The organism is Bacteroides sp. BFG-637, assembly GCF_024793605.1.
Classification (GTDB): domain Bacteria; phylum Bacteroidota; class Bacteroidia; order Bacteroidales; family Bacteroidaceae; genus Bacteroides; species Bacteroides vicugnae.
Genome location: NZ_JANUPD010000002.1, coordinates 928,080 through 953,006 on the forward strand (window position 1 = coordinate 928,080; position 24,927 = coordinate 953,006).

Here is a 24,927-nt window from a genome sequence, read left to right on the forward strand (position 1 = left end):
TTTTTAGTATTTCCATCTACTTACTAACCATGCTTGTTTTTTAACTCCATCTACATATCCTACGGTATATACAAACATACCACCTTGACCCTCTCCAAAATCGTAGTAGTCATTTACCGAAGTATCATCATAGATTAGGTAGCCGCTTCTTGGTCTGAATCTCATATAGCCTCTCCACCACTGCTTTACAAATATAACCTGCCCTTCTTTAGGAGAAGCCGGAAGATACACTACTGATGCGGCAGACGTGTACCCTATTACCACGGTATCTTCTCTATTCAAATACCATGTGTTATTCGACGTTCCTGTAATACACTTTCGACCAAAAATCAAGCCTCCGGCAAATAAATCATAGAAGAAACCGCCAAAGGCTGGTGCAGTCCCCGAATTAGAAGCCCGACCATAAACACCTGCCACGATTGTATCTACCGCATTTATAGCCCATGTTCTTGCCGGAACATTTGCAAAACCAAGCCCAACAATAGCCCCACGGTGCGTATATCCGCTACTTGCTGGCATACCGTCCGTACCTGCCATATTTGAGAATATTCCCGTTGGTGACATATAGGAAACCGCATTAGAATAGTTAGGAGCATTTTTAGCCCTTGTTTCAAAAATTCCACGGTTGGCATCTATTGTCATTTTTGCGCCAAAATCAACGAGCGCATAATCACCACCACCACTTGAAGATTCAATATAAATACGAGCCATTGAAGCATCCAGCTCTACCCTGTTACCATTACCCATAGTGGAAACAATCTTACCGCCCTTAATAAACCAATCTCCAATGTTTGCCCCCTCAGCCAATAACAAGTTTGTGGCAATAGTTTCAAATTGCGCTCCAAACGTATTCCATTTGCTTGTTGTCGTGGGAGTGACATTTGAGAATGTTCCTGCATCAATACGGACTATATAGTATTGATTGTTGTATTTTACAGCATCCAACCGTTTGCTATTTCCGTAATAAGTCTTGGATGAATCATAAATACCCCTATAAACAAGTACGGGGCTATCGCCTTTCTCCCCCTTATCACCCGGCTTTCCATCTTCACCTTTATCACCTTTCGACCCCGTTACACATATTGCAGCCGTAGTGTCGCTCGTTCCATTCGTATAAGTGATAACCGAGCGTGTCCATATATACCATTTGTCTTTCCAAGTTGGGCGTGTTGTACTCCATGAGCCATTAAGTAATGAGGTTGCCGAACTGGATAGGTAGTATTGTTCAATAATAGAACTTACGCCAACACCGCTATCACCCGTAGAGCCTTTGCCGCCTGTAATACAAACCGCCTTAGTGTAGGTAGTCGTGTTGTCTGAATAAGATACTTTCGTTCTACTCCATATATACCTCCCATTTATCCATGTCGGGGCGGTTGTCTGCCACCCCGTAGTAGGCGCAACTGAATTTGACGTGCTTTGTGCATATTCCACATCTGCCAATGTCACACTAACACCAGGCTTTCCATCTTCACCATCATAAGGATTTACACGAATAGGGGTACTCCATTTCTGTATCATCAGGTCTGCTTTGCCATTCATTACGGAAGCAATGTCATTCACAGGTAAAGCCCCCATCAACAAACGTATATCATCGAAATACACGGCAGAACCGAATACATCATCATCGTAAATAGCAAAGCCTACAGCCATGATATTAACGCTACCACTATGTAATTGCTCTCCGTTTTTGAATACCGTAACGGTACGGTCATTAAAACGGAATGCAAGGTGAAACCACGTATTAGGCGTGATTGCAATACTCTTTTCCACATAGTGCCTACCGTTATATCCGTTCAACATCCACTTGACTTGATTTTGGTCTGACTTCATCCAAAAACAGAGTGTAAAACTTTCCCCAAAGGGTAAATCATAAGGAATACGGCTCTCCATTCCACCACTCAGATTGAGGGCATATCTCGTTCCGTCTTTTACTACCGTCCCACCGCCCAGCACACCATTATAACCGTTACCCGAAATATCGGCAATGCTTGAAGTGTCGTTAGCTTCAATGGGCAAATGAAATTTGGTACGGTCTGCAAGCCCGGACTTCTTAGCCATTGTACACCAAATATATTCCAACGCTCCTACTTTCGGCATTTCCGTACTCCACCCGGTAGGGTTGGAAGAATTAACATCCAAATCGGGCGGTACTAAAGTCGAGCCATTTTTAGCGTAACGATACTCGTAATATTCACCAGCTCCGGCATCCGTTCCACCTGTACCCGATTCGCCTTTAATCAAAGCCCAAGTGTAATCCATCGGATTATCACTGTCTTTCTGCACGTAGTCGGTGTATTGCCCTATGTAGTCGCCCGGCTCTTCACCATTGTTTGCAGTGAACGACATTCCCCCGTTGTCCGAATACTTGATATGGAAGTATGGAGTACGCCCATCTTCACCGGGTAAACCGGGCGTTCCGTCTTGTCCTTTCGTGTCGCTCCACTTGTAGGCACTTGGTTTGTCGCTATCGGTGGGTATCATATCCACATACAAACCCAACCATCTTCCGGGTGTTTCACCGTTTCCGGCTGTGAACGTTTTGCCGCCATCATCGGAATACTTCTTATGAAGATAGCTACTCTTTCCATCTTCCCCCTTAATAGCTCCAACATCTTTCCAGTTCGTGCCATCCCAAATATAGAGGTTGCCCCCGATTAGATAAGCATCGCCCTCTGAATTTCCAACGGTAGGCAGTTGTGAAACATTGTCCTTAGAACCTTTGATATTGATTGAAGTACCATCAGCACCACGCACACGAAAAGGAATACCCCACGCACCCTCCGTATCAGTCTTGGCGTTCTTTATACTCATCCAAACCACGTTTTCGGACGAAGTTCTGTGCCAACCTCCCGTAGAGCCATCCCCCGTAGGGGTGGCAGGCTTGGTTTCACTGTCATTATAGGTATAGAATACGGATAAACCGCTTTCTCCCTTATCCCCGGTAGAACCTTTCGCCACAACCGACCAATATACGGAATTGGTAGGCAGGTTGCCCATGCTTGGTGTGGGGTTAGTGTATCGGTAGGTACACGTTTCACCATTCACCGTGTAAGCCACCTCATCCCCGGCATAGTACACGTACTTCGGGTTATATGTGCCACGGAACACCCCGATATGTGAGGTGTCCCCACTATCAGAAAGCAAACGGACGTTGTGCAACGTTAATTGGCGTTTTGCCGTTACGTTCCAATCAATAGAACTTGAAGAATCACCGATACGGAACTTGTTGCCGTCCAAATCCAAATAGCACTCCTTATCGCTTGTTATAATCTTACCCGTAGTGATAGTGTTTCCGTTGATACGGGTAAATCCGTAGGTAGTGGTAAAGTCCCTGAAATCATCATCCGAATGCACCGACCCCAATATACCCACTTGGAAATAATAGTTGTTCGGGTCTTCGGTTGGTTCAACCTTTAGTTGTTCCTGTGTCACATACCAAATGCCATCCGTGCTTTTCTTGGAGCACTTGGCAAACACATAGTACCCCTTTGGGCTTGATAGAGTGAATGAGTCAGCCGCCATGTTCCAATGCTTGATTATCTCATCATCAATAGTCAAGTGAGCCAATACCCCGGCAGAAGCATCAAAACGATTGGATATTCCGTTTACGTTGGCTTGCAGTATCACATCTATCAAAACAAATTGTTGGCTCTTAGACCCCACCGTAAGCATATTGGTGTCAATGGAATTGGGCTTGATGTTTTCGGGGTCAAAATAACCGTCCGTATCATACACCATTGTACGCAGTTCCTCTGTTGTACGCCATCCCCTCCGTGCCTTAGTCAAGTCCCGAAGCCGATTGTTTTCTATGATTGTTTCGTGCCGTCCCACATCCACAACCGTTTGAGTGATTGGGGAAATGGCTGTAATGTCCGAAAGGGTCAGTGTATAGTCATGCTCCACAAGCAGGTTCTTTGTCACCTTTTGGATGCGGATATTCTTCTCAATACCGAAACGCTCATCTTTCACGGGTACATAGTTACCCACATGAAAGACGGTTGTTTCGCTATCGCTTGGCAAAGCGTTCAAAAAATAGGAACGTTCAAAGGTAAGCTGATATTGCGCCCGTGCCTGTGTGCGTGGCTTGAACTCGTTATATCCGGCATACCATAAATCTTCCTCTGCATCATCTTCATAAGATTTAGGCAGGTGAATATCCGTAATCTTATACGTGTCACCCTCCGTTATTCGGTAAGCCTCGCTTTCAGTGGTAGGAATAGTTAGCCCCCTGTTGTCCGTAAATGGAATGAGCGTAAACCTTTTTGTTGCATGGTCGTATCCTCCCTTTTTCGCCAATTCAAATTGTTGTCCGGCTAATTTACCCGAAATGAAATTAATCTTTGCCGATACCTCGTTAATCAGATACTTTGTACCTTTATCGTCTTTCTCGTTCAGGTCAAAGTCCATTGTATCATCAATGAAGCTGTTTATATCATCAGCCACCAAAGCAGTAACCGTACCCGTCCGTTTCGGGAAAATATTATCATACGTCACAGCATCCTCATCACTACCCAGTGCATCCCTCAAATCGCCATCCTCCAAATAACGCTTGTTATCATCGGATATGCCTATATATTCGCTCTGAGGCGGTACTATTGTACCGTCCCATAGTTTGTGTTCCTTTTTGTTCAAACGCACTGGAAACGGAAGCTGTAGGCGTTCTGAATAGTCCCTGTAATCACTCCGAATGTTGGTCGTGCCACCCTCCACCCAAAGTCTTGTGATAATGGTCTTATCATCTACCTTTTGCTCTTTGAGCTTGTACAAGCCGTTGCCTTTGCCCCACTCAAAGAAAGCGTTGCCACCCGGGGGCACAACTTTTGCACCGAACTTTCCTATGTGGATGGTACGCACCCCGTCCTTTTGGGTAATGAGAAACTCCAAATCAAATTCACGGTCACTGCAAAGCATTTGCAAAACCTGTAGGCAATTGTTACGGGCAAAGGAAATGGTACGTGGTTCTGTGTCCGGGCAATTAGCTTCATCGAAAGCCCATAAGCCCGGATAGTCACGGCTCACGTTGTAGATAAGCACCTTTACAAAGTCCCGGATATTATAAGTGAGGTCAAACGTGCTTTTGCTGGATTTCCCGTTTGCATCGGTGTTTCGGTACAGGCTTTTCATCAGCTCGTACATCACTCCGTAGAAAGTGGCATCATGCACATAATGGTTGTCCGAAAGCATTTCACGGTTCACCTTAGTACGGATGGTGTATTCTTCACCCTCCACTATGATTTTATCTCCCTTGCCTAAATTAAGCAACTCAGAGGAAACAATGGAAAGCTGTACGTTATCATCCCCCATTAAGGAACTGTTTTGAGCGGCTGATTTCAGCGTACAAAACGGCTCTTTGGAAAACAAGCGTACCTTTTCACCGTTGCGCCTGATTATTTCAAGAGTTCCCATATCACAATAGCATTGGTTTCAAATTTTTCAATGTCTTCAATCACGCCCGAAACGATTATCTCGTATTCACCGGGTGTAACGTAAGTGTGTTCTATCGTTTGTTCGCTGCCGGACACATCGTAAGTGTGCGTGCCGTCACCCCAATAGATATTAAGCAGCTTGGACGAAGTGACGGTAATCGTAGCCTTGCCGTTTGCAGTTCCACCTATATATCTAAGCACCTTTTTCACAGGTTCATCTTCCACCAGCTTTAAACGGAATGTACCCACCATCAAATCGTTGCTATATTGTCCCCAGCTCTTTTCCGGGTCTGCCTCATCCAGCAATTCCACTTCATATACCAAAGGCTTTGCCTTTCCGTCATAGTCCACACGCAAACGGTGGTTCCCCTCCGCATCGAATTGGGAAAAGAAAAGGTTTACCCATTCCACATAGGCGGCACGTCCCGAAGCCTCAATAAAGCAATCCAGTGTAATGTTGCGTTCCTTGTAGCGTGGTCGCTTCTTATCCCTTACAATACCGTGGTAATTGTCCCAGTTCACTTGCAAGGCTTCTTTGCGCTCCAACCGTCCAACCAATCCGGCACTTTTGGAAACGAATACCCCAAACTCCTTGAAGTTCTTTCCGTCTATGAAATATTCCACATCCGTATCTTTCTGCAACTCGAATATTTCACGGGGTTCTTTCGCCACGTCAAACAGTTTCACTTCGTCCAGCAAGGCTTTCGTCCCAAAAAGTGATTGGTCGTTGATGGAAAGCCCCGTTGGTGTCTTTGGTAATATTTCACTGAATATCCGGGTCGTGTTCTCATAGACGGTAAACATATTGCCGGACTTAACGAAAGCAAAGAAAATCCAGCCATCGGGCATTACATCAAGCCATTGCTCTTTATAATTGTCTATACCGGGCATATTCAGCACCCAGCCTAACTTTTGAGAAACAGGCAGCACCCAAAAACAAAGTGTAAAATTACCGCTAAAGGGTATGGAACGAGCTGTTTCGCATTCGCCCGTACCATTCAAAGCAAGTGATTTACCCACTTTAGATTTCTTAGAAAAATCCGCACCATCCGATAAGGTGGCATCGTTGCGGTACTGTGAAAAGTCGTAAGCTATACTACCGTCCGGGTCATCGAAAGGCAGGTGTAAAATCATGTTCTTATCCATATCAGTAAGTATTTTTATTCATTTGTCTAACTTCTATCCCCACTCCCTCTATATCCGCTTTGGCATTGCCATACAGATTCACAAGCACCTTTGCATCCGTTCCGGCTACCGCCACATACAGATACGAGTTATCGAAAGCGTCTATGGTAACAATCGCATTGTCCGACACGTTTACGGCACTATGGGAATCATGCCGTGCATATACCCGTGAAACAGAATAGCCGTCATACTCCAACATAGCTTTGCAGTCACCATTCAGCACCACATCGGGTAAATTCACCTTATCCGTAACCTCATCATCCACAAACACCCCGTAAACCTCGCATTTGCCTTTGAAGTGTTCCCGTATAAAGTCAAGCGTGGGGTAATTCTCCGATATACAGAAATCTATGCCCTTAATGTAAAGCTGTATCAGTTGCTCATAGTCAAGCCCCGTTCTTAGCTTCATTTGCCACATCCGGCAAAGCCCCTTTGCCTTGCCATCCTCTTTAAGTTGTTGTACCAGTTCCATAACTATGCTATTCCTTGTGATAAAAGTGAACTATCTTTATTTTCAATGCGCTTCAAAGTAGTTTTAATCTCCGTCAGCTCTGATGCACTCAACTTCGTGTTGGCGGCTATTTCGGCTTGGTAAACAAGTGCCTGCCTCATAATAGAGGTTTGGTCGCTTTGGTTTATGACAAAGGCATTCAACCGCCCGGCTATCACACCGCCCGTTTCCTCATTCATGGAAGTAACCGCACCCGTAAGGGGGTCTTGCTGTACGGTTTCTTCCTCCACATCCTTAATCCAATCACCAATACCCTCCAATGCGGAATTGAACAAATCCCCGGCAGCGTTCACCATCCTTTCAAATTCTCGCTTCTCTACATCGGTCAGTTTCCCGTCTTTCATGGATTCTCCCAAATAGAGAACGGCATCATTGATTCCCTTTGCCAAAAACTCACGTTTCAACGCTTCCACAACCGCTTTTTTAAGGACTTCTTTTGTCTTTTCGCCCAATGCTTCCGCTGCATCCTCACCTTTGCAATAAGCATCTACCAACGCATCGGCAAATTCATCAATGGCGGTTTTTACATCCGTTCCGGCAAGCGTTTCCATCATTGACCTATCCAAATCCTCTATCTGTTGGGTAATGGATTCTATTTGCTCGTTCCACTGTTGGATTTTTCCGTTATCGGTTTTCTTCTTATCCTTTTCAGCTTGAATTTGCTTTCTTAAATCCTCTTGTTGCTGTTTGAGGTTCTTTTTCTGAGCCTCATAGATAGAAAACATATCTCCGTTTTCTTCCGCATTCTTCAACTGTTTGTTGAGTTCCTTAATCTCCTTGTTGAGTTGAGCGTAACGGGCAAAATCCCAATTCTTCTTTGCTACGTTGGCTTCTTGTTCCAAAGCCCGTATTTGGTCGTTAATCAGTTGGATATTCTTTTCGTAGGCTTCACGTTGGCTATCATTGAACACCCAATAAGTATTATTGTAGGCTCGTTCCAAACGGCTGTAGGATTGTTCCAGCGCATCTATTTCCTTTTGCAGATTTTGAATTTTCTTCTCATACTTGGAATCATGCAATTTGGCAAATATGCCCACTACAGAAGTAACGGCACTTACCATACCCGTAACGCCTCCCAATATGTCACCGCTCATCATTTTACCTACAGAGGCGGCGGCATTGCCCAACTGCCCGAACAACTCCATTGCAGTGCCTAAGCCGTTTGCCAAATCATCCTGTCCCAAATCAGAAAACATGGATGCAATGGCATTGCCGCACGTGGTAGCCGTATCGGTAATCGTTTCAATGGACTTGGTTACGCCTTTGGCGGCTTTCTTCATGTCAGCCTCTGCCTTTTTCACATCCTCATCCGTACCCTTTCCGGCAGCAACATTCGCTTTGGCTTCTGCCAGCTTCTTTTTGGCTTCAATGTAATCATCATAGAACGTGCCTAAAGCCTTAAAGGGATTCTTTGAAATAAGCGTTTCCTTTGCTTGATTCAAACTATCAATCAAAGCACGGTAATCTACGGGATTCAGTTTCAAATCCGCATCTTTTAGCTTTGTTTCAATATCAGCCACCAACTTATCTATTTCAGCTACAGAAAGGCTATCCAAATCGCCAAATAACTTCTTCCAACTATCCGATTGCTTTAACATATTGGCGGTAAGGGTGCTTAACGCTTCTGCCTCCGACTTGTTTACTTGGTTAATCCGTTCTTGGTCGCCCGTCTTTTGAGCGGCAGCACGCAGCAAGGCGTATTCCTTTTGGATGTCATTTCTTTGTTCCTCAAAGGTTCTGTAAGAGGAAAGTATCTTTTGCTGTACTTCTTCCTGTAACTTTTCATCTTCTTCTGAAACAAACAAAGTGGCTTCCGCTTTTTCGTCAGCACCCACAAGCCCGGAACTTCCATTAGCCAGCTTCTCTTTTGCATCGGCTATGGCTTCCAACTTCTCGGCAAGTGTTTGGGCTTGCTGAATGGTCTTAGATACAGATTCCTTGAAAGAATCCATAGCGGACTTTGCCCCCGTGATTTCATTGTATTGCATATTAAGGGAAATAAGTTGGTTACTTTCTCCCTCTGTGAGTGTTCCGGCTTGTTGTTTATCCTTTAGAGCCTTGATTTCATTTTCCACATACTCCTTGTATGATTTACCGCCTTTTAAAAGCGTGGCAAATTGGGTATTGGCTACATCTTCGCCCATGTTACGCACCCAACGGAAATACAAGGCATATTGCTGTTTCTTGTACTCTATTTCACCGTCAAAGAGTTTGTTTTGGGCTTTGTCATATTTCTTGTTTTCAAGTGTTCGCCTTTCATCGAAGCCGTCCTTTTCAGACTTAGATAAGCCACCTTTTCCGGCATCCTTACGAGCTTTAGCCAAAGCCTTTTCCTCTTTGTCTATATTATCCAATGCCTCCTTGTGTTGGAGCGAAAGGGTGCGCTTGCGTTTTTCGTAGCCCTCTTCCAAGACTGCAATACGGTCAGCCTCCAATTTGCGGTCAGCTTCAAGTTGCCTTTCACGTAGTTGCTTGGCGGCACTATCCGCTTTATCCCCCGTGGTATGCTTGGGTAAACGGGCTTCCAACTTCTTTATTTGCGTATCATAACTCTTATAGTCAGAACTACCGATAATGGCAGCTTCACGCAATTCTTTAAGCTGCTTGATACGGTCTGATATTCCCTTTTCCGTGTTAAGGTTTGTATTCTTGGTGTTTACAGCACCATTCAATTTATCCAACAAGTCTTTCAGCTCTTTCAGTTGGGTATTATCGGCTTCCACCTTTACCTTTTTGGCATTGAGGGTATCAATACTTTTCTGAGTTTCACCTATTTTCTTATCCAGCTCGTTAAACGACATAGCCACATAGTCGGTACTCTCTGTTACAGAAGTCGTATCTTTTTTACCATAGAATTTTTCAAGTTGCCTATCTACCTTGCCTATGGTTTCATCTGCCTTTTTTGCTGATTGTGCGACACTTTCAAGATAAGTTTTTATATTTTCCTTGAAAGCATCCATTTCTTTACCTGTAGCCCCGGTGGACTTTTGTACGGCAGAAACAATGCTATCCAATGAGTTGTTGAACGCATCGGTATAGGCTTGACCTGTTAGCCCTTTCAATTGGTTTGCGGATTCTACCGCCATAGATTCTACCGCATCCCATACAGCCCCCGAAGCTCCACGAATAGAACTTGAAGCCACATCAACAACCTTATTCATCATAACGGTTACACCCTCCGGGGTGGTTTCCATAACTTCTTGAATTTCTTTGTAGGTTGCATCTTCGGCATTCTCTTTCAGCTTATCAAGTGCATCCGTTTGGCTTTGTACCAGTTCTTGCATAGCTTGTTCGGTATATTTAGCCTTGATTTTTTCGGCTGTAGTTTGCTGAATGGCTGTAGTCAATTCCTCATATTTAAGACGCTGTAAATCAAGTGTAGCGTTTTCATCAAGCAATGTCTTATTATATTGTTTACATACGGCATTGATTTTTTCAATCGTATTTTTATGTGTTTGAGTTCCTTTCTCCGTATTTTGCAATACGGCAAAAAGTAAATTCAAATCGTCAATCTCTTTTTTCGTGGTATCTTGAAATTCACCCGTTGCCGTGGTCGCTTCTTTTTGTTTGCCCGTAAAAAGAGTAATTACACTGACTAATGCACCTATCAATCCCATTACCCAGCCGATAGGATTGCTCATCATGGAAGCCCAAAGAGCTTTCACCGCTACCGTTGCTTTTGTCGTGATTGCAGTCAGTACGGAAGTTACAGCCCCTTGTGTTGTCTTTGCCGTAGTATCTGCCACGGAAGCGGCTGTGGATTGCTTGGTGGCTGTAGCTTCAAGTAGTTTTTTCTTTGCGTAAAAATCGGATTGGGTGGCTAAAGCCGTCTTTCGTGCGATAGCTGCGTTATCCTCCGCTGCCTCCATCTTCTTAGTGGCAATGGCTATCTTTTCAGCGTTCCCAGTCTGTTGTGCCCTGTACACTTCCAAATAGGCACGTTCTACAGCCGCCTTTGCCGCCAGTGCATCAGCCCGTGCCGATTCCATCTTTACGGCTGCTGCCTTGACATCGGTACGCATGGCATTTAAGGTAGCCGCACTGTTTTGTGTCTTAACGGCAACCTCATTTTCCAAAGCGGCACGATACACGGCACTTTTAGCCGACAAGTCTAACTTGCTTAGAGCTTGCTTTTGTTCAACGGTAAGAACACTCAGAGCCACCGCCTCATAATTGGCAGAAGAAGCCGTTAGATTCAAATTGGAAAGGTATTCTGCTTGTTGGATGGTAAGCATTTGTTGAATGGTGGCAATGCGTAACTGCTTTACCATGTTGGCGTGTTCCTCTACCGTCAGTTGCGCTTGCAATGCTGCGACATGGCTGTTTTGGGCTGCAACCATCGCTTTTGTCTGAGCTACCATCTGCCCAGTAGCAACGGCTTCCAACTTCATTAAGGAAATCTTAGCCTGCCTTGCCGTGTTATCCAAAAGAGCAACGCCCGTATATCCCTTTGTGGCTAATGTATTCAGTACAATAGCGGCTTTCACGCTTCCATAGCCTATAGCAACGGCTTTCAAAATACGCAAAATATCATCCAAATGCTCTGCCATATAGGTAGCACTTTCAATAGCTCCGGCAAAAACATCTTGGTTATCCGCACCCAACTTGTTTAACGATTGTTCCCACGCATCACCCATGTTGGAAATCATACCCGTTAGGGACTTGCTTTGTTCTTGCATGAGGTTGTAGTAAGTCCCGGCTTTACCCGTCATGTTTTGGAAAGCCTTTTCTACTTCCGCAAAGCCAACCTTACCCTCCGTTACAAGGTTGGAAACTTCATCTTTGGTTACGCCAAGCACTTTAGCCAGTTCCTCATAGATGGGAATACCACGCCCGGCAAACTGCCTAATATCCACGGTAAATGCCCTGCCTTGTGTCCGTAGCGTTCCATAGAGGTAGGCAATATCCTGTAGTGGCGCACCCACGCCCGAAGCCACGTTACCAAGCATTACCAGCTCATCCACCACATTATCCACGGTTGAGCCGTAAGCAAGCATCTGTTTGGCACTACTCGCAACGCCCGAAAGGTCAAACGGAGTTTTGGCGGCTGTATCAATAAGCCTATTCATCAAGCCCTTTGCTTGCGTACCACTTTTGAGCATGGTTGTAAAGGCAATTTCCAACTGTTGAAACTGCCCACGTGTTTGCACAATACTTTGAAGCAAAGTCCCCATACCCTGCCCAACGAGGTAGGAAACAATGTATTTCGCCCCATTTTGCGCAAAGCTCTGAATGGAGTTATCCATCACAGACGATTCCGATACGGCTGTGGATGAAACCTGTTTGATACTCCTTTCCATCGCTTGTGCCGACACGTTGAAATCATTTATATCAAGGGTGGCTTTGAACGCCAACGCTCCGTTTATATTATCCATTACATTATTCCTTTCAGATAATTCTTAATATCATCCTTTGTCTTTAGCTGTACAGGCGGCTTCCCACCATCTTTGTTTCCGTCCGTTTGCTCCGGCTCTTGTTCCACACGTGCCGCATCTGCCAGCATGATTTGTACGTTTAGCCAACTGATACCCCAAAGCAGATAATCGTAAGTCCAGCCAAAGGACTTGATAATTTCCCCACGATTACCCCACGGGCTATTTAGCCCGATTACTCTACTCGGTTTGCTTTGAGTTTCTTCGGATTGGTCGTTCCTATCTCCCGTATTGACCGAATAGAGGACGTAAAACCCCGGGATTCATCATTTGGCTTATCACGTCTGCCAGCTTTTCAAGCCGGGTAGATGTAAGGTGTTCCATGAAAAACGCTTTCAAAGCTTTCACCTCTTTGTCTTTAGAGGGGTCAGCTACCACGGGATTGTTAAGCACGGCTACGGCTGCAATCTCAGCCATCAGAGGAATATACTTGAAAAGGCGTTTGCTTTCCTGTATGGGTTCGGCTTGTATCTTTTCCTCATCGTATTCTATATTCAGATACAACCGCCTCAAACAATCCATCGTACCCAAATAAAGAGGCTTCAAATGGAAGTGGCGCATATATACACGCTCCATAGTTTGCAAAGCGGCATTGGGTACTTCCGTTTCGGACACGTCCCAGCCTTTGGGAATACGTTTGTCACGCCACATCTTTACATGGTTCGGAAAATGCTTATTCCACCAACGGATGAAACGGGGCGGTTTTACCGGGTTAATTTTAAGCGGTACATTGAATTTCACTCCCATGTTCACAAGTGCCTGTATCGCCTTTTCTTCGATTTCCAAGCGTTCTTCACGGGTCAATTCACGTTCATTATTCAGTTGTTCCATTTGTCTTAAAAGTTAAAAAGCCCCCCATCCGGGGATAGGAGGCTATCGGTTCTCAGACTTTTTCAGTGTCATGCTACTGTTGGGTCGCTCATTTCCTCGCTTGCTTGCAAGTTTGATTGAAACTTGATAGTCATAGGCACAAGGCAGATACCCTTTGAAGAATAGGTAATCTCGAATGTCGGGATGATACGCACATTGGCACACCCGATAAACAAGCCCTCTTCCGGTTGAATCCATAACGCCCACTCCTTGTATTCCAATTTTCGTGGACGAATCCAAGTGCGCTTGCCCTTTTCTCCAGCAATAGTACCACCGAAATAACGTGCAAGCAATTCCAAATCCGGGTCCATCAAAGAAAGCTCCACATTTGTAGGTGTTTCACCCACCAACGTAATAACCTTGCTTGACGTTTCCGACTTATGTTCCGTGATTTCGGGAGAATCATCTTTCAAGTTGCAAGTGTCTTGATACACATCGCCCAAATCAAGCCATTGGTTGCCTTTTGCGGGCATACTTCCATCGGTCATGGCAGGGGCGATATAAATCTTTTTCAACCCCATTGTTGCTAAAATCGGCATAATCTTAATTTTTTATTAGTTGATACTCTTTTCTCTTACTGTAAGCTCCAAAGCAAGGGAAACAAAATGTTCGTTTTGGTCTTTCTCCTTAATCGGTGGGTTAAACCGCCCTATGTTCCAGTTATAGCCTTTCCCACTTTCATAATGGTTTTTCAACACCTCAACCACCTTTGCCCTTATCTCTATGAGCCTCTTAAAATGTGTCCTGTAAACGGCTTGCCCCTTGCCTTTGGCTATCACCTTATCCGGCACATGAATATTCACGTTTATCTGACCGTAGCGCACGGATGCTTCACCGTCTATCGTATGAGGGACAATTATCACATCCTCTTTGGTGTAGTCGTTACGCTCGTAATCAATCACACCCGAAATGAAGTTTTTCACCTCGCTTGCTTGAAGCATGGCGTAAACCTTTGTTGCTATTTCCTCAGTCGTTATCATGCTGCGTTCCCGAATAATTCGATTGCTTTCTTATTAGCTTTCATCACCAACTTGTTAATCTCGGCAGGTAGTTCGCTTTTGGCTTTCAGTTCGGCAGGTAGAATCACGTTGTACCCTTTGGCTTCCACGTAGGCGGCATAATTCATTCCGGCTACTATAATGAGGGAAAAAGTGTTTGGCAGCGTGGCGGCATACTTCATTGCAGCCTCCAACATGGCTTTCGCACCCTCTCCGGGCTGGTCTGACCCACCATAGTAAACGATTTCCTTATTCTGTACCACGGCATAGCCTATAGAGTTGGTTAAATTGCCCGTTTGGTCTTGGTAGTTGTGGCTATCCTTAGCATACTTAGCCAGCTTTTCGCCCATGTATTTTAACAAGGTTACGAAAGCCAATTCAAGTTGCTTTTGGAAAGCAGCCACGGGGTTTAAGATAGCCCCTTTGTCAAACATCGGCATTATCCCCATATCTCTATGTATTTAGGGTTTGTATCATCTATTCCCGAAATGGTGAACTCATCCACACCTCCACGCTCCAAAGTCACTTCCACACGTGCGCCTATACTCAAATCACCCTCAAAGTAGGATGGTAAAAACACATCAAAGGTGTATGAATACATTTGCCCGTCCGTTCCCAATCGTTGCTTGGCAGGTATGAATTTCTCCACTTGACACTCACAGCCTTTCACCCACACGGGCGCATCATCGTCCGTGTAAAATCCCGTTGCTTCATCCCTTGTTGCTTCAAGGGGCAAAGCGGTGTATCTGAAAGTTCCGTTATTCCGTGCCATATCACCACAAATTAGAGCCGTCCGTAATGGAAGAAACTTCGACAAAATCCGAAACGTCCAAACCGTTCTCGTTGCAAAGGTCTTTAATGCGCTTCTCCAACTTCTCCACGCTGTAGCCTTGTGAGGACTTACCTAACGTGTCATTGGTAAGCACAATCATCCGCTTTAGCACCTTTATAGCGGCTATGGCTATCGTGCGTTGGTCTGTGTCGGCATTGTACTCACTATCCCAGTCGCTTATCTTCACATCAGCAAGTGCCTTTTGCAAAGCAAGGCGGCTTGGGGTATAGGGCTCAAGCTCACCCACCAACGCATTGTATTTTGTCAAAGTTCCCATCACTACTATTTTTCAAGGGCTTCTTTCAAAGCCGTTACACTCTCATCTGAAAGGGCTTCAATCGCTTTGGTTACACCTTTAACCCCGGCATTTTTGGCAACGGGGGCATTGATGGATTCCAAAGCATCCTTTACCACATTCAAATCATATTCATTGTCTTGGAAAGTGACCTTTTCAGCCTGTTTGCTTTCCAAAGACTTAATCACACAAATGCCCCTTGCAACCAAATCATTAACTCGGTTAAGCTCATCGGTATGCAAGGTTTCACCTACCTTGTAGATTTTGCCTTTGTCGTTTTTGTCTATAAACGCTTTCTTTACTGTCAGTTCCATAAGCAAAAGGTTTAGCCTACTTCAAGAGCTGTTGCACTCTCAAATTCGGATTTAGTCCAATAGGTACGTGCCACACCATTTGCATCGGCTGGTACTTCCTTTTCCTCAAAGCCACGCACCTGTAAACAGATGATAGCACCAATTTCAGTGATAAGAGGCAACAAACGTCCAGAGCCTTGTGTATATTCGGCTGCAACTTGACCAGTGGATTCCCCGGTACGCCACTTGGCGATACGAATACCACCGCCAGCGTTCATGTAGTCCACGTTTTCTTCCTCTATCAACTCGCTATCTTCAATGGCGGGCTGAATTTCACCGATAACCCCGGCAGGCTTGATACAGATAAAGTTGTGATTCCACGGTTCAAGCGATTTACGCTTACCGTCCATATCCATACCCATTTTACGGGTAATCACCGTTACAGGGGGAATTTCATTACCAGCAAGCAAATCTGCCATCTGAGCCGTTGTTACGGTCTGAGCCTTTTTATCGTTACCATGCACCAACAAACGGGTTGTTTCGTCCATACGCAGCCAAAAATAGAGGTCTTGGCTCATAAGGATTTCGCCCGGCTCAATGCCACGGTTACGCAGGTCACTACAGATAGCCGACAACATCAGGACGGGGGACAACTTGCCAGCTTTGGTATTGGCAGAGTTCCACAAGAAAGCTGATACCAGCTTGTTTGTTTCCGGCATTTGATAATCCACCTCGTACTTACGTCCACCCGGATTGTTGATTTCCGGCACGAACTGAGCAACACCCCAATTAGAGAATGCCATCAGAGCGATAAAGTCCATCACGTCCTTACAGCCCAAATAAGCATCTTTCATGTCGTGGGTAAGGGTCTTTTCAATTTGCTTCACCTTAGCGGATTCACTCAAACGGGGATTTTCGTAAACCTCCATCAGTTTACGGTAATCACGTGCATACATGGGGAACTTGTGACCCACACGGGGGATTTCCTTAGTCCACACATCGAAGCCGTCAGAACGCCTCATAGGTGTAGGTGATTCATCACCAATCAATGTAGCCATGATACGCAAGTTGTACTTACCTACAAGTGCCTCGGCAGTCAATGACATTTGGGGCGTGTTGGTAGTAAACCAGCTATCACAGTACATCTTCTGAAAAAGGGTTGTTTCACGTTCGGAAGCCTTATCAAAAGTCTTTTTCCACGTTGCCAAAAAGTCAAGCGGTTTGCCGTCCTTGTGAAGCCCTTTGAATGTTGAAAAAATAGATTTCATGTCGTTACGCTAATTTTAGTTAGTGTGATTTCGTTAATTTCACGTGGGGATTCCCTTTCAAGTAATCGCCCGTAGTGTCCTTTTGCCCGGCAGGGATAGGCGGCACACGTCTTTCGTACATTGCGTATTGCATGGTGTCGGCAGAAACATCTACAGAGGTTTCAAACTCGCCTACTTCCACATCGGCAATCAGTACGGAGTTGGAAGTGCCACGCTCCTTTGATTTTGCGGCAGCTTGTCCGTCCGAAACAACCTCTACCAATACATCATCCTTTACAAGCCCGGCAATGGCTTTGGAGAGAGTGACAATGTAATTGTTTCCGTTTCGCTCAATCTTTTCGATTGTGGGAACATCGGCAATGGCTGTAGCGGCTGTGCCGTCTTTCAGCACCAAATCACCAACGGCAAAGCAAGGCTCGTAGAACTCATCCACGTACAGGCTTACTTTCTTGGTGTTTTCCGCATCCACTTCCACCACTTTTGCAGTCTTGATGACTTGCACCGTCCTTTTCACCTCATCCTTGATAGCAAGCGTTCCGGCAGGCACGGTATCGCCAACAGCGAAATGTTGGTTTTCCACGTCCAGATTGAAGCCGCCTTGCACGATAGAGGGCGAACCCGTGAAAATGGGTCGCATCCCGGTAAATGAAGCAGTCTTTCTTTTCATTTCATCTTTTATTTTACGGTTATTGATTCCAGCAAGCTATCAGCAGCTTCATCAATTTGCTTTTCACTTGCCGCCTTAGAACCCCCTGAGTGTTCATCATCAAGCCCATTTGTAATAAGCTCCTGTTTGTAAGCGGAAACGGCATCCTCAATATCTTCATCATCGGAGATTGATTTTGCCAAACGGTCACGGAGATAAGCCGGGATTTTGTGCTTTTCCATAGCCTTAACTACTTCCTTCGCACGGGCTTCTTTGCTTTCTTTGGCTTCGTAGTTAGCAATCTTTTCCTCCATTTCCTTTAACCTCTTTTCAGTCGCTTCGTCCAAAGCCACCTTGCCCTTACGTTTAGATTCTTCTTCCTTACGCTTTCTTTCTTCCTCTTCCTCATCCTCGGTTTGGGTTGGTTTCTTTTTGTTTGCCCATCGGGTTGCTTCACCTTGACTTTCCTTAGCCACTTCCGCAATCAGATTTGCCGTACTTTCTATTGCCTCATCATCGGTAGAATCATCCTCAATGCTGCCACCCATTTTTTCGGTTATCGCTTTAAGGTACTTCTCCGAAAGACCAGTGTCTTTACACAAGCCTTTGACTTTCTCAAAGAGTTTCTTATTCATTGTTGCTTTTGTTATTTAGTAAGTTGAACTTCTACAGAGCAAAGATATGAAATAAAATCATATATGCGTTCTATAAACACACATATTTTACTCGGTAAATTACTTGCCTATTAGCATCTTACGCTTAAAAACAAGACGTAAAAGCGATTTTTCATTTACTATATTCAATATAACAAATATGTGTTTGATTAACACAATAGGAATAATATTTTTCACTCAACAAAAATATATCCTCAAAAAAGCACAAAATATATCCTGTTTTGCAGTAAATATATCCATTCGAGCATTTCCACCCATCTTAAATAAAGGAAATTACCACTAAAAGACTATCAAAACCAACTATCACATAGGTATTTTGAAAATATATCCAAAAATATATCCAAATACTTTGTTATATTAAATATATAGCCTATATTTGCATCGTAATAAGATTGATAACGTTTAAAATATATGTGATATGGATGTGAATTATATTCTAATAAAAGGAAACAAGCATTTTAAGTGCCACAGTTTAGCAGAAATGGCTATCTATTTTAGCTTGTCCGTAACCAGCAATGGAAGCGTAATCTGTGATGGCTACCATGATACAATGTCTTATTCTAAAGAGTGGAGCCACGAAGATATTATTACCGATTTCATACGCAACAGAGTAGAGAAAGTAGTACCTGATGTTGAAATATACAAAGTACAAAAATAATAATGCAACACTAAATTTTCAGATTATGGCAACTAAGAGTATTGATAAAAAGAAAACATTGGAATATGCGGTAGCATTTTACTTCTATGATTCGGGATGTGTAAACTTTATGATGGGTAATATCATGTACCAGCATATCAAAACCATTTATGACGAAAGGGCAGACGGCAGAGGGCAAAACACATTAGAGGTAGTTTACAACTACAAAAAAATGAAATATGAAGTGCTGTGCCTCACAGACAGCAAATTAGCTCAAAAAGAAATATCAATACTATAATACATATTGCCATGACACAGAAAGAATTTGAAGAAAGAACCGGGTTGAAGCTAACAGCGGACAACTATATAGAGGTTGAAACTTGCTACATGAATACAGACCTTGATAAAGATGCGTTTTGCAAGTTGTGGATGAAAAACCCGGCAGCTCTGAAAGAAATAGAGCAAAAAACGGTGTTAGTTCGTGAACTTTACGAAGAACGCAAATGTCTTGCAAACTTTCTTATAGAACAAGCCGAAAAGTGGAGTGCATCAGATTTAAGAGAAAAAGCAATAGCTATGATTGGAGAAAGAGAGTATCTCAGAAGAAAAATAGCCAAAGGGTACAACCTTTGGAAATTAGACAAAGAACTATTAGACGAAATTTTAAGAAAGTAATAACCAGTAGGGTAGCAATCCCCTACACAATGCAACACCGTATGAAAAAATATTATTTGCAAGGCAAAGAGATTAGCGAAAAACAAGCTAAAGCCATTGAAGCCAAAAATCAGAAGTACATAAGCAGCAATGATTTTACGCTTTGGGCAAAGTGCCAATTTGTAACAGTAGTAACCAAGTAAATTTCAAAATTATGAATGAATACACTTATATCATTTTCGACCATAACGGCAGACGTTTGGGAAAGATTGAGTTTGGAGTGCGCAACAGCGTTCCATCCGCAAAAGAAATAAAAGAAGCCATTAAAGATGGTTTCCCAAATGGTGCGACTTATAAATTAATCGTTCCAACAAGCGTGTGTATCAACCAATAAAATTTTAGGATATGGGAATATTGAAAGATGCCATTTTAGCGGCAATACAGCAGGAACACCCGGATGCTCATTGGGTGGGAAACGAAAAACCCCACATGATAGAATCTACAGCGCAAGCAAAATACAATGACGTTAGACGTGTTGAACGCAATTATACTAAAGGCGTTCACAAGGCAAGAAAGGAGGCTCACAATGGCAATAGTAACAGTACAAGACATTTATAGATGTGATTCATGCAAGGCAGCATCAGACGAATTAGGAAGAGGATGTAAGCATGGTATGCTCTTCCCTCTAATGCTTATAATGGGAAACTTTACTGAGTGTATGAACTATGAGTTTGATGCCGAAAAGGTAAAACTTCAACTAAAACGAAAGGAGGCAAAATAAGATGGCAACACTGATAAAGACAGACGGAAGTAAATTGGAAATCCAACCTCAAAACGGGCTGGACTTCCAACTGGATGAACTGCAAAAGTTCGTAGATGGTTACATTGATATTATAAACCTACACAATGGGGATATTCTCGTAATCAATGATAATGGGAAAGACTTTTACCCAGTAAATCATAGAGCGACCGAAATAGCGCACACGAACAATGCCATATTTCTTTTTGACTATATTGCTGGCGATGTGGTGCTTTGTGAAGATAAGGAGGTGCAATAATGAAAGACATAGGAACTATTTAACGACCACTTTCAAAATTACAAAACATACGGAATACCAAAAGCGCAACTTATCATTGCCGATATTCCATACAACATTGGAAAAGATGCCTACGGGTCTAATCCGTCTTGGTACATCGGAGGTGATAACGCTAACGGAGAAAGCGAACTTGCCGGAAAGACATTCTTTGATACAGACAACAATTTTAGAATATCGGAGTTCTTGCATTTCTGCTCAAAGATGCTAATCAAAGAACCAAAGGAAACGGGCAAATCGCCTTGTATGATTGTTTTCTGTGAATTTGAACAACAATTCGAGTTGATACGCAAGGCAAAGGAATACGGGCTAAACAGATACATAAACCTTGTATTTCGCAAGAACTTTTCCGCACAAGTCTTGAAAGCAAATATGCGCATAGTAGGTAACTGTGAATACGGAGTATTACTGTACAGAGAGAAATTGCCAAAGTTCAACAACGATGGACGTATGATATTTAACTGTATGGAAATGCAAAGAGATACACGAACGCCCAAAGTGCATCCAACACAAAAGCCCGTATCATTACTTGAAAAATTGATTGAGATTTTCACAGACCCCGGCGATGTTGTGATAGACCCGTGCGCTGGAAGTGGAACGACACTACTTGCCGCCGCAAATTGTGGACGCAAAGCATACGGTTTTGAGATAAAAAAAGACTTTTATAAATCCGCAACAAACATAGTTTTACCATGTGTGCAAAGGAAACTTTTCTAATACCTAACGATAGGCATTGTAGCTATTGCATCCATTATGAGCCTTGCCCGGATTTCAGAATGTACTGCAAAGCACTCCAAAGGCGTATCACAGCGAGAAAGAAACCATGTAAGTTTTACGAAATCAAACAAACTCATGGCACAAGAACGAGTAGATGATTTTTTCCAAATGGCAAAGTATTACGCCAAAGCTGAAAAAGACTTGGGTGTACAAAGGTGGGTATTTATCGGCTTTGAGCGCAAGGACGGGTATAACTACATTCGCTTGTTCAGCTATGATTTACCCCGTGAAGTGTTCGAGCGTAGGCGATGGGTTATAGAGTGGCGAAAAGCAAGGCTTGTATGCCAATATCCCAAAGACAATGTAAGATATACCCTACATTTCTATGATAAGCGTTTAGGGTTAGATGTACGCTTAAATGAGGACTTAAACAAGTTAATAGCGGCAAAAGCGCAAGTAACAAAAGTACAACGCAAGATTGACGAATATGTAGCTTACAACAAGGTGCATAACTTGTTTTTCGATGAAAATACCGATGCGGATTTGTTGAAAGCCCGTGAAAAACTTGCAACGAAAATAGCCAACGTACAAGAGGCAGAAGAAAGGTTAAAAATAAAAATTGAAAAATTACAGAAAGGGAATAATTATGTGGGTAGCAAGAAATAGGGATGGTTCATTGAAATTGTTTTTGAGGTTTAAGCCCGATAGACTTGACCCTCTATGTAATAGCTTTTGGGTTTGTAACTACGAGAGTTCAAACTATGAAACGGGGTTACACATAGACCCTGCTTTACTGCCTGATATTACGTTTGAAAATAGCCCTATGGAGGTTGGACTAACATTAATTGATAACATAAACAAGGAGGAAACAAAATGAAGATAACACCAAAATTTACATTTGTGTCAGGCAGTTTTGACACAGACGAAGTAAAGATGCTCTGTTTACCGAGCGACAATCACGGTAAAGTCGATTTGTGCATCAAAGAAAAGGATTGTGCTTGGAATATCCCCATAGGAGGCGTAAAATTACACGATAGGGATTTGTATGTGGACTTCAAAGCGACATTGGAAGATGCGACCAACTTAGGCAATGAAATCGCAAGGCGTTGGAATGAGCATGAAGAATGGCACGAATGCAAAGAGGACACAGACGATGTGCCAAAAACTTTTGAATGGTGCTTGCTCCGTGTAGAATATGTGTGCGATGGTGAAAAAGTAGTGGATTACCTTACTTCATCATGGAACTTTGGTTGGACTGGCGATTACTTGGATAAAATTGCCGACAACTACGAAGATTATAAGATAACCCACTGGAAACACATAAACAGACCGAAAGGAGTTGAAGAATGAAACCAATACTAAATGCTGAAGATGTTAAGAAATTAAAGATAGATGAGCAATTAATTGAATGTTCGTGTGGTAAAGTAAATTATTATAGATTCCTATGTTTTCACCCACGAAACACGAATTATGTAATTCTGTTGAATCATTGCGAGGAGCCTGTAAGGTTTTACGTTCAACATCTTATAGACCGATTCTATATAGATTATACAATTCGTGATATAATTACTTATCGTATGGATTATGCTATTAAGAAAATCAAAGAGTTTGAGCAAGCCTTATCTGAATTAGGAGGTAAAGATGAATTATGAGGTACGCACTTAGGAAGCAAGCTAAAATAGCCTCTGTGTATAGTGAGGATTATTTAAACAAGCATATCATCAAAAGTCTTGATTCATATTTTGGTAATACCAGCGATGAGCACATAACAGATGATATTTCACAAGAGGGATATGTAACCAGTACCGGAGAAGATTATCCAATTCTAAAGGTTAATGACCTTTCTGATGATAATGCTATGTTGGAGTTTGCCGTTATAGGTTTGGAATGCGATATATTAAAATTGTCTTTTTTAGGACGAATAAAAGGATAAACACAATGGAGATAGACCGCATTAACCTTGTATAATGAAATAAACTCGGTAAACATTTGTTTTATTAAATATAATATAGTAATTTTACGTTTATAGAACACATTTAATATGAGAAAACAAAGAAAAGTTATCCATGTGGAACTAAAAGAACCATACAAGGGCAAAAACCACTACTACTTTGGAAGTATTACGGCTATATATGAGCTATTGCCAACCGAAGTAGTAGGGGTGTCTAAAGAATCTCTATGGAATGTTCTAAAGAATGGTGAGCACAAGGGTAGAAAAGCCATTATACGATATGGCACACTCCATACAAAACAATCAAATAGGGGTATCAAAAAAGAAAAGGAGGTATAATATGTTAGGAGCAATTATAGGCGATATTGTAGGCTCACGTTTTGAGTTCAACAATACAGACAACTACAACTTTGAACTATTCACAAAGGATAGCACGTTTACAGACGATACCATTTGTACTATAGCGGTAGCGGATGCAATCAATACGGGCGCAAATTACAAAGATAAGTTTCTCCAATGGTGTAGAGCATACCCCAATCCGAAAGGGGCATACGGTGGCAGCTTTGCCCGCTGGATAGCCTCAGACAACCCACAACCATATAACAGCTTCGGTAATGGCTCTGCAATGCGTGTTTCCCCGGTTGCATGGGCTTATGACAACTTGGATAAGGTTTTGATGGAGGCAGAGAAAACGGCTATAGTAACCCATAATCACCCGGAGGGAATTAAAGGAGCTGTAGCAGTCGCACACGCTATTTATTATCTGAGGACAACCCACAATCAGAAAGCATTTGAGAATATAATGCAATCGTACTATCCGCAATTCATGGTAAACGATTATTATGCCGGAGTATTTGATGAAACGTGCCAAGGCACTGTGCCGCTTTGTTTGAAAATTATTCGTGTAAGCACCTCTTTTGAGGATGCAATCAGACGGGCTATTTCATGGGGTGGGGATAGCGACACGATAGGGGCAATAGTCGGCTCAATGGCAGAAGCCCTTTGGGGTGTTCCAAAAGAAATTTCAGATAAGGCATTTGACTTGTTGCCTACTGATATGCTTAATGTAGTTGGTGATTTTTTCGGAAACTTAAATAGAAAATAATATGTACAAAAACGCTTTACAATCATTTTGCCGCTTTTACAAAGGCGAAACGGTATGCCCGTTCAAAGATGGCGATAAGCAAATGTTTTGGCTTTGTGAAAAATGGTGGACTGAGCAAACTATACCTGCCACCGATGCTGGATGTGAACTCATTACCCCAATTCTAAAGGAATACACTGATGCCGGATTATCCAGTTTTGAATTGTACGATGGTGTGCCCATCACATTGAAAGCGGTGCTTTTCAATAGGTACTGCAAATATGCTGAAAGGGTGGATATAGAGGATTTTAGAAAGCTGTATCGGACTACATACATAAAAGATTAAAGTAAAGGCGC

The 24,927-nt window shown here is 43.1% G+C and carries 29 protein-coding genes and 1 pseudogene; 15 read left to right on the forward strand and 15 right to left on the reverse strand.

Going from position 1 to position 24,927, the window contains the following annotated elements:
* Positions 1-3: 3 nt before the first annotated feature.
* From NXX38_RS04075 to NXX38_RS04145, 15 genes are all read right to left on the reverse strand, one after another.
* Positions 4-5,409 (reverse strand): LamG domain-containing protein, encoded by a 5,406-nt coding sequence (locus NXX38_RS04075; protein WP_258978645.1) that lies wholly within the window; start codon positions 5,407-5,409, stop codon positions 4-6.
* On the reverse strand, positions 5,391-6,575 hold the full coding sequence (locus NXX38_RS04080) for a hypothetical protein (RefSeq protein WP_008642527.1): 1,185 nt from the start codon (positions 6,573-6,575) through the stop codon (positions 5,391-5,393). Before NXX38_RS04080 ends, NXX38_RS04075 begins: the two co-directional genes overlap by 19 nt.
* A gap of 1 nt (position 6,576) precedes the next feature.
* Positions 6,577-7,086, reverse strand: coding sequence for a hypothetical protein (locus NXX38_RS04085; RefSeq protein ID WP_005655404.1), 510 nt, complete (start codon positions 7,084-7,086; stop codon positions 6,577-6,579).
* 2 nt (positions 7,087-7,088) lie between these two features.
* On the reverse strand, positions 7,089-12,500 hold the full coding sequence (locus NXX38_RS04090) for a tape measure protein (RefSeq protein WP_061437356.1): 5,412 nt from the start codon (positions 12,498-12,500) through the stop codon (positions 7,089-7,091).
* Complete coding sequence (locus tag NXX38_RS04095; RefSeq protein WP_005655406.1) at positions 12,500-12,628, reverse strand: hypothetical protein; 129 nt, start codon at positions 12,626-12,628, stop codon at positions 12,500-12,502. The genes NXX38_RS04090 and NXX38_RS04095 overlap by 1 nt, the downstream gene beginning before the upstream one ends.
* A 148-nt stretch (positions 12,629-12,776) precedes the next feature.
* Positions 12,777-13,388, reverse strand: a complete 612-nt coding sequence (locus NXX38_RS04100) for a hypothetical protein (RefSeq protein ID WP_258978646.1) — start codon at positions 13,386-13,388, stop codon at positions 12,777-12,779.
* Positions 13,389-13,456: 68 nt separating this feature from the next.
* Positions 13,457-13,966: a hypothetical protein gene (locus NXX38_RS04105; RefSeq protein WP_005655408.1), complete on the reverse strand. Its 510-nt coding sequence runs from the start codon at positions 13,964-13,966 to the stop codon at positions 13,457-13,459.
* Positions 13,967-13,981: 15 nt separating this feature from the next.
* Positions 13,982-14,407 (reverse strand): hypothetical protein, encoded by a 426-nt coding sequence (locus NXX38_RS04110; RefSeq protein WP_005655409.1) that lies wholly within the window; start codon positions 14,405-14,407, stop codon positions 13,982-13,984.
* Positions 14,404-14,874 (reverse strand): hypothetical protein, encoded by a 471-nt coding sequence (locus NXX38_RS04115; protein WP_005655410.1) that lies wholly within the window; start codon positions 14,872-14,874, stop codon positions 14,404-14,406. The genes NXX38_RS04110 and NXX38_RS04115 overlap by 4 nt, the downstream gene beginning before the upstream one ends.
* Positions 14,865-15,197, reverse strand: coding sequence for a hypothetical protein (locus NXX38_RS04120; RefSeq protein ID WP_005655412.1), 333 nt, complete (start codon positions 15,195-15,197; stop codon positions 14,865-14,867). Before NXX38_RS04120 ends, NXX38_RS04115 begins: the two co-directional genes overlap by 10 nt.
* 1 nt (position 15,198) lies before the next feature.
* Positions 15,199-15,534, reverse strand: coding sequence for a DUF6706 family protein (locus NXX38_RS04125; protein WP_005655413.1), 336 nt, complete (start codon positions 15,532-15,534; stop codon positions 15,199-15,201).
* A gap of 5 nt (positions 15,535-15,539) precedes the next feature.
* Positions 15,540-15,866, reverse strand: coding sequence for a hypothetical protein (locus NXX38_RS04130; protein WP_024986351.1), 327 nt, complete (start codon positions 15,864-15,866; stop codon positions 15,540-15,542).
* Positions 15,867-15,877: 11 nt separating this feature from the next.
* Positions 15,878-17,113 carry a hypothetical protein gene (locus tag NXX38_RS04135; protein ID WP_044300313.1) on the reverse strand — a complete coding sequence of 412 codons (1,236 nt, stop codon included), beginning with the start codon at positions 17,111-17,113 and terminating at the stop codon, positions 15,878-15,880.
* A gap of 19 nt (positions 17,114-17,132) precedes the next feature.
* Positions 17,133-17,780, reverse strand: a complete 648-nt coding sequence (locus tag NXX38_RS04140) for a hypothetical protein (protein ID WP_065539754.1) — start codon at positions 17,778-17,780, stop codon at positions 17,133-17,135.
* 8 nt (positions 17,781-17,788) lie between these two features.
* On the reverse strand, positions 17,789-18,394 hold the full coding sequence (locus NXX38_RS04145; protein ID WP_005655418.1) for a hypothetical protein: 606 nt from the start codon (positions 18,392-18,394) through the stop codon (positions 17,789-17,791).
* A gap of 520 nt (positions 18,395-18,914) precedes the next feature.
* Between NXX38_RS04145 and NXX38_RS04150 the strand changes: the two genes are divergently transcribed.
* From NXX38_RS04150 to NXX38_RS04220, 15 genes and pseudogenes are all read left to right on the forward strand, one after another.
* On the forward strand, positions 18,915-19,091 hold the full coding sequence (locus NXX38_RS04150) for a hypothetical protein (RefSeq protein ID WP_225665235.1): 177 nt from the start codon (positions 18,915-18,917) through the stop codon (positions 19,089-19,091).
* A 25-nt stretch (positions 19,092-19,116) separates the two neighbouring features.
* Complete coding sequence (locus NXX38_RS04155; RefSeq protein WP_007219348.1) at positions 19,117-19,368, forward strand: hypothetical protein; 252 nt, start codon at positions 19,117-19,119, stop codon at positions 19,366-19,368.
* Positions 19,369-19,379: 11 nt separating this feature from the next.
* Positions 19,380-19,745, forward strand: a complete 366-nt coding sequence (locus NXX38_RS04160) for a hypothetical protein (RefSeq protein ID WP_005655422.1) — start codon at positions 19,380-19,382, stop codon at positions 19,743-19,745.
* Positions 19,746-19,786: 41 nt separating this feature from the next.
* Positions 19,787-19,927, forward strand: a complete 141-nt coding sequence (locus NXX38_RS04165; RefSeq protein WP_162487773.1) for a hypothetical protein — start codon at positions 19,787-19,789, stop codon at positions 19,925-19,927.
* 11 nt (positions 19,928-19,938) lie between these two features.
* Positions 19,939-20,118, forward strand: a complete 180-nt coding sequence (locus NXX38_RS04170; RefSeq protein ID WP_005655424.1) for a hypothetical protein — start codon at positions 19,939-19,941, stop codon at positions 20,116-20,118.
* An 11-nt stretch (positions 20,119-20,129) separates the two neighbouring features.
* On the forward strand, positions 20,130-20,342 hold the full coding sequence (locus NXX38_RS04175) for a hypothetical protein (protein ID WP_008642513.1): 213 nt from the start codon (positions 20,130-20,132) through the stop codon (positions 20,340-20,342).
* A gap of 164 nt (positions 20,343-20,506) precedes the next feature.
* Positions 20,507-20,782: a DUF3846 domain-containing protein gene (locus NXX38_RS04180; RefSeq protein WP_061437357.1), complete on the forward strand. Its 276-nt coding sequence runs from the start codon at positions 20,507-20,509 to the stop codon at positions 20,780-20,782.
* Positions 20,782-21,535, forward strand: a pseudogene (locus tag NXX38_RS04185) (DNA-methyltransferase). Before NXX38_RS04180 ends, NXX38_RS04185 begins: the two are co-directional and overlap by 1 nt.
* A 135-nt stretch (positions 21,536-21,670) precedes the next feature.
* Positions 21,671-22,201, forward strand: a complete 531-nt coding sequence (locus tag NXX38_RS04190; RefSeq protein ID WP_061437359.1) for a hypothetical protein — start codon at positions 21,671-21,673, stop codon at positions 22,199-22,201.
* 207 nt (positions 22,202-22,408) lie between these two features.
* On the forward strand, positions 22,409-22,885 hold the full coding sequence (locus tag NXX38_RS04195) for a hypothetical protein (protein WP_061437361.1): 477 nt from the start codon (positions 22,409-22,411) through the stop codon (positions 22,883-22,885).
* Positions 22,882-23,187 carry a hypothetical protein gene (locus NXX38_RS04200; RefSeq protein WP_061437362.1) on the forward strand — a complete coding sequence of 102 codons (306 nt, stop codon included), beginning with the start codon at positions 22,882-22,884 and terminating at the stop codon, positions 23,185-23,187. Before NXX38_RS04195 ends, NXX38_RS04200 begins: the two co-directional genes overlap by 4 nt.
* Entirely contained in the window at positions 23,184-23,468 is a 285-nt protein-coding gene (locus tag NXX38_RS04205; RefSeq protein WP_005655432.1) for a hypothetical protein, read from the forward strand. Before NXX38_RS04200 ends, NXX38_RS04205 begins: the two co-directional genes overlap by 4 nt.
* 108 nt (positions 23,469-23,576) lie before the next feature.
* On the forward strand, positions 23,577-23,825 hold the full coding sequence (locus NXX38_RS04210) for a hypothetical protein (RefSeq protein ID WP_061437363.1): 249 nt from the start codon (positions 23,577-23,579) through the stop codon (positions 23,823-23,825).
* Between the two features lies 1 nt (position 23,826).
* The gene (locus NXX38_RS04215) at positions 23,827-24,591 is read left to right on the forward strand and encodes an ADP-ribosylglycohydrolase family protein (protein WP_061437364.1); all 765 of its coding nucleotides are present in this window, start codon (positions 23,827-23,829) and stop codon (positions 24,589-24,591) included.
* 1 nt (position 24,592) lies between these two features.
* The gene (locus NXX38_RS04220; protein ID WP_258978648.1) at positions 24,593-24,916 is read left to right on the forward strand and encodes a hypothetical protein; all 324 of its coding nucleotides are present in this window, start codon (positions 24,593-24,595) and stop codon (positions 24,914-24,916) included.
* Positions 24,917-24,927 lie beyond the last annotated feature (11 nt).

Bases quoted from the DNA above. Each gene is read 5' to 3' on its own strand.
- NXX38_RS04075 (WP_258978645.1), bottom strand. From the start codon at position 5,409: ATGGGAACTCTTGAAATAATCAGGCGCAACGGTGAAAAGGTACGCTTG.
- NXX38_RS04080 (WP_008642527.1), bottom strand. From the start codon at position 6,575: ATGGATAAGAACATGATTTTACACCTGCCTTTCGATGACCCGGACGGT.
- NXX38_RS04085 (WP_005655404.1), bottom strand. From the start codon at position 7,086: ATGGAACTGGTACAACAACTTAAAGAGGATGGCAAGGCAAAGGGGCTT.
- NXX38_RS04090 (WP_061437356.1), bottom strand. From the start codon at position 12,500: ATGGATAATATAAACGGAGCGTTGGCGTTCAAAGCCACCCTTGATATA.
- NXX38_RS04095 (WP_005655406.1), bottom strand. From the start codon at position 12,628: ATGCTGGCAGATGCGGCACGTGTGGAACAAGAGCCGGAGCAAACGGAC.
- NXX38_RS04100 (WP_258978646.1), bottom strand. From the start codon at position 13,388: ATGGAACAACTGAATAATGAACGTGAATTGACCCGTGAAGAACGCTTG.
- NXX38_RS04105 (WP_005655408.1), bottom strand. From the start codon at position 13,966: ATGCCGATTTTAGCAACAATGGGGTTGAAAAAGATTTATATCGCCCCT.
- NXX38_RS04110 (WP_005655409.1), bottom strand. From the start codon at position 14,407: ATGATAACGACTGAGGAAATAGCAACAAAGGTTTACGCCATGCTTCAA.
- NXX38_RS04115 (WP_005655410.1), bottom strand. From the start codon at position 14,874: ATGGGGATAATGCCGATGTTTGACAAAGGGGCTATCTTAAACCCCGTG.
- NXX38_RS04120 (WP_005655412.1), bottom strand. From the start codon at position 15,197: ATGGCACGGAATAACGGAACTTTCAGATACACCGCTTTGCCCCTTGAA.
- NXX38_RS04125 (WP_005655413.1), bottom strand. From the start codon at position 15,534: ATGGGAACTTTGACAAAATACAATGCGTTGGTGGGTGAGCTTGAGCCC.
- NXX38_RS04130 (WP_024986351.1), bottom strand. From the start codon at position 15,866: ATGGAACTGACAGTAAAGAAAGCGTTTATAGACAAAAACGACAAAGGC.
- NXX38_RS04135 (WP_044300313.1), bottom strand. From the start codon at position 17,113: ATGAAATCTATTTTTTCAACATTCAAAGGGCTTCACAAGGACGGCAAA.
- NXX38_RS04140 (WP_065539754.1), bottom strand. From the start codon at position 17,780: ATGAAAAGAAAGACTGCTTCATTTACCGGGATGCGACCCATTTTCACG.
- NXX38_RS04145 (WP_005655418.1), bottom strand. From the start codon at position 18,394: ATGAATAAGAAACTCTTTGAGAAAGTCAAAGGCTTGTGTAAAGACACT.
- NXX38_RS04150 (WP_225665235.1), top strand. From the start codon at position 18,915: ATGGCTATCTATTTTAGCTTGTCCGTAACCAGCAATGGAAGCGTAATC.
- NXX38_RS04155 (WP_007219348.1), top strand. From the start codon at position 19,117: ATGGCAACTAAGAGTATTGATAAAAAGAAAACATTGGAATATGCGGTA.
- NXX38_RS04160 (WP_005655422.1), top strand. From the start codon at position 19,380: ATGACACAGAAAGAATTTGAAGAAAGAACCGGGTTGAAGCTAACAGCG.
- NXX38_RS04165 (WP_162487773.1), top strand. From the start codon at position 19,787: ATGAAAAAATATTATTTGCAAGGCAAAGAGATTAGCGAAAAACAAGCT.
- NXX38_RS04170 (WP_005655424.1), top strand. From the start codon at position 19,939: ATGAATGAATACACTTATATCATTTTCGACCATAACGGCAGACGTTTG.
- NXX38_RS04175 (WP_008642513.1), top strand. From the start codon at position 20,130: ATGGGAATATTGAAAGATGCCATTTTAGCGGCAATACAGCAGGAACAC.
- NXX38_RS04180 (WP_061437357.1), top strand. From the start codon at position 20,507: ATGGCAACACTGATAAAGACAGACGGAAGTAAATTGGAAATCCAACCT.
- NXX38_RS04190 (WP_061437359.1), top strand. From the start codon at position 21,671: ATGGCACAAGAACGAGTAGATGATTTTTTCCAAATGGCAAAGTATTAC.
- NXX38_RS04195 (WP_061437361.1), top strand. From the start codon at position 22,409: ATGAAGATAACACCAAAATTTACATTTGTGTCAGGCAGTTTTGACACA.
- NXX38_RS04200 (WP_061437362.1), top strand. From the start codon at position 22,882: ATGAAACCAATACTAAATGCTGAAGATGTTAAGAAATTAAAGATAGAT.
- NXX38_RS04205 (WP_005655432.1), top strand. From the start codon at position 23,184: ATGAGGTACGCACTTAGGAAGCAAGCTAAAATAGCCTCTGTGTATAGT.
- NXX38_RS04210 (WP_061437363.1), top strand. From the start codon at position 23,577: ATGAGAAAACAAAGAAAAGTTATCCATGTGGAACTAAAAGAACCATAC.
- NXX38_RS04215 (WP_061437364.1), top strand. From the start codon at position 23,827: ATGTTAGGAGCAATTATAGGCGATATTGTAGGCTCACGTTTTGAGTTC.
- NXX38_RS04220 (WP_258978648.1), top strand. From the start codon at position 24,593: ATGTACAAAAACGCTTTACAATCATTTTGCCGCTTTTACAAAGGCGAA.